This window comes from Acidimicrobiales bacterium (assembly GCA_036273495.1).
In the GTDB taxonomy this organism is placed as follows: Bacteria; Actinomycetota; Acidimicrobiia; order Acidimicrobiales; family JAJPHE01; genus DASSEU01.
In genome coordinates this window covers 1-2792 of the sequence record DASUHN010000283.1, presented here as the reverse complement: position 1 = coordinate 2792, position 2792 = coordinate 1, and the positions used below count along the sequence as shown (strand labels likewise).

Annotated in this window: 5 protein-coding genes; all 5 read right to left on the bottom strand. The window is 73.2% G+C overall.

The window, feature by feature from the left end:
• The coding region (locus tag VFW24_12080) for a beta-ketoacyl synthase N-terminal-like domain-containing protein (protein HEX5267502.1) at positions 1–430 on the bottom strand (430 nt) is incomplete at its 3' end.
• A gap of 41 nt (positions 431–471) precedes the next feature.
• The gene (acpP, locus tag VFW24_12075) at positions 472–714 is read right to left on the bottom strand and encodes an acyl carrier protein (GenBank protein HEX5267501.1); all 243 of its coding nucleotides are present in this window, start codon (positions 712–714) and stop codon (positions 472–474) included.
• Positions 715–744: 30 nt separating this feature from the next.
• A complete protein-coding gene (gene fabG / locus VFW24_12070) occupies positions 745–1470 on the bottom strand; it encodes a 3-oxoacyl-ACP reductase FabG (protein ID HEX5267500.1) in 726 nt (241 codons plus the stop codon).
• Positions 1470–2393, bottom strand: coding sequence for a beta-ketoacyl-ACP synthase III (locus tag VFW24_12065; GenBank protein HEX5267499.1), 924 nt, complete (start codon positions 2391–2393; stop codon positions 1470–1472). Before VFW24_12065 ends, fabG begins: the two co-directional genes overlap by 1 nt.
• Positions 2393–2792: hypothetical protein (locus VFW24_12060; protein ID HEX5267498.1), on the bottom strand; the 400-nt coding region annotated here is incomplete at its 5' end. The genes VFW24_12060 and VFW24_12065, both read right to left, overlap by 1 nt.

Sequence of the window (2792 nt, the reverse complement as noted above, 5' to 3'; positions counted from 1 at the left end):
CCGCGCACGCCGTGCACACCGTCTCGCACGGTCCCCGCCAGCCCCGCCGGATAGAGACGGTCCCGGCGGCGGCGTTGGGCATCATCATCGGGACCAGGAACGGGGAGACGCGCCGGGCGCCCTTCTCGTCGTGGACCCGCACCTGCTCCTCGAGCGTCGACAGCCCGCCCACACCGGTGCCGATGATCACGCCGGCGCGATCGGGATCCACCTCCGGGGTGCCGGCGTCCTCGAGCGCCATCTCCGCCGCCGCCGTCCCCATCTGGGCGAAGCGGTCGACCCTGCGCACCTCCTTCGGGCCGAACCAGCCGGTGGGGTCGAAGTCCTCGACCCGCCGCGGCCCGACCGGGCCGGGCCGGCACAGGCCCTCCCAGAAGGCGTCCTTGCCCATCCCGGCGGTGGCGACCACGCCGACTCCGGTGACCGCCACCTTCCGTCCCTCCGGGCCACCCCCGGAGGTGAACGCCGTCCTCACGGGACCTTGGAGAGCACCAGGTCGAAGGCCTGTCCCACGGTCTGGATGCCCTCCAGCTCGGACTCGTCGACGCTGATGTCGAAGCTCTCCTCCAGCGCCATGACCAGCTCGACCAGGTCGAGGCTGTCAGCGTCGAGGTCGTCTCCGAACTTGGCCTCGGGGACGACCTGGTCGGGATCGACCTGCAGCACGTCGATGGCACAGGACTTGAACTTGTCGAACGCGGTGTCGCGGTCCACTCGCTCTCTCTTTCTGATTTCGCGGTCTCGTCAGTGACCCATGGCCAGCCCGCCGTCCACCGGGACGACGGCGCCCGTGATGTAGGACGCCCCGGGCGAAGCCAGGAAGGCTACGGCGGCGGCGATCTCCTCGGGAAGTGCCGCCCGCCCGAGGGGGACCCGGGCCACCAGCTCCTCGACCTGCTGGGCGCTGAGCGCCGCCAGCATGTCGGTCTCGACCGGACCCGGCGCCACCACGTTCACCAGGATGCTCCGGCTGGCCAGCTCCCGGGCCAGCGACCGGGCCAGCCCGACCAGGCCGGCCTTGGAGGCGGCGTAGTTGGCCTGGCCCGCCTGGCCGGCCAGGCCGGAGACCGAAGACACCAGCACGATGCGGCCCTTCCGGGCCCGCACCATCGGGCCGACCGCCCGCTTCACGACCCGGTAGGTGCCGGTGAGGTTGGTGTCGATGACCTGGGACCAGGCCTCCTCGCCCATGCGCAGGATCAGCTGGTCCCGGTTCATCCCGGCGTTGGCGACCAGCACCTCGACCGGGCCCCACCGTTCCTCGATCCGCCCGAACAGGGCGTCGACGTCCCCTGCTGAACGCTGATCGCACGGGAGCGACCACAGGGCGTCGGACTCCTCCTTGTCGGGCGCGCTGCGCGACGTGGAGACGACCCGGTCCCCGAGGGCGGCGAAGCGCTCCACGCACGCCCGCCCGATCCCCCGGGTCCCCCCGGTGACCAGCACGACCCGGCCCCCGCCCTCTCCCATCACACGCTCCAGCGCACCACGGCGCTGGCCCAGGTCATGCCGGCTCCGAACCCGGACAGCAGCACCAGGTCGCCGGGGGAGAGCCGCCCCTTGTCGGCCGCGTCCGCCAGCGCCAGCGGGATCGAGGCCGAGGACGTGTTGCCGGTCCGGTCGAGCACGACGGCGATGCGCTCCGACGGGATCTCCAGCCGCTGGGCCACGGCGTCCATGATCCGCAGGTTGGCCTGGTGGGGGACGAACATGGCGATGTCCGATGCGGCCACGCCGGCTCGCTCCAGGGTGATGCGTGCCGACTCGACCGTCACCCGCACGGCCCGGCGGAACACCTCCTTGCCCTCCATGACGATGAACCCGCCGAGGTCGGCGTAGAGGATCGGGCGCAACGACCCGTCCACCCCCAGGTCCCAGGCCAGCAGGTCCCCGGGCCCGTCCACCGCCTCCAGGACCACGGCGCCCGCCCCGTCGGCGAAGAGCACCGCCGTCGTCCGGTCCTCCCAGTCCGTCACCCGGGACAGGGTCTCCGAGCCCACCAGGAGCACCCGGCGCACGTGGGGGGCGGTCATCCCCGCCGCCGCCACCAGCGAGTACACGAAGCCGGAGCAGGCGGCGTTGAGGTCGAAGGCCCCGCAGTTGATCCCGAGCTGGTCGGCCACGTGGGCGGACGTGGCCGGGATGGCCTGGTCCGGGGTGGTCGTGGCCAGCACGAACAGGTCGACGTCGGACGGGCTCAGCCCCGCCTTCCCGAGAGCGGCCCGGGCCGCGCCCACCGCCAGGCCCGCGGTCGTTCCCCCGATGCGGCGCTCCCGGATGCCGGAGCGCTCGGTGATCCACTGGTCGCTCGTGTCGAGCCGGGCCTCGAGGTCGGCGTTGGTCACCACCTTGTCGGGCAGGGCGGTCCCCCAGCCCACCAACCGGATCCCCATCAGCGCCCGCCCGGGCCCTCGTCGCTGCGCAGCCAGGCAACCGGTTGTCCGTCGGTGACCCGTTCCCCCGCCACCGCCAGCATGCCCTGCAGGGTTCCCGAGAACGGAGAGCGCACCTCGGTGATCCCGACCACGCCCAGGAGCCGGCCGACCTCCACCGCCGTCCCGTCGGCGACGGGCCCGCCGGCCGGCGGCTCGAACACGCCGGTGAGCGGGCTCACGACCACCCGCTCCGACACGTACAGGTGCTCCCCCTGGTGGGCCGCCAGGTAGGCCTGGAGCGGGCTGCCCCCGGCCAGGGTCTCGACCAGGGTGTCGAGGTCGTCCGGGCCGGTAAGCGAGACGGCCTTGGCGTCCGGCGCGATCCGCTTGACCAGGCCGGTCAGCACCGCCCCCGGG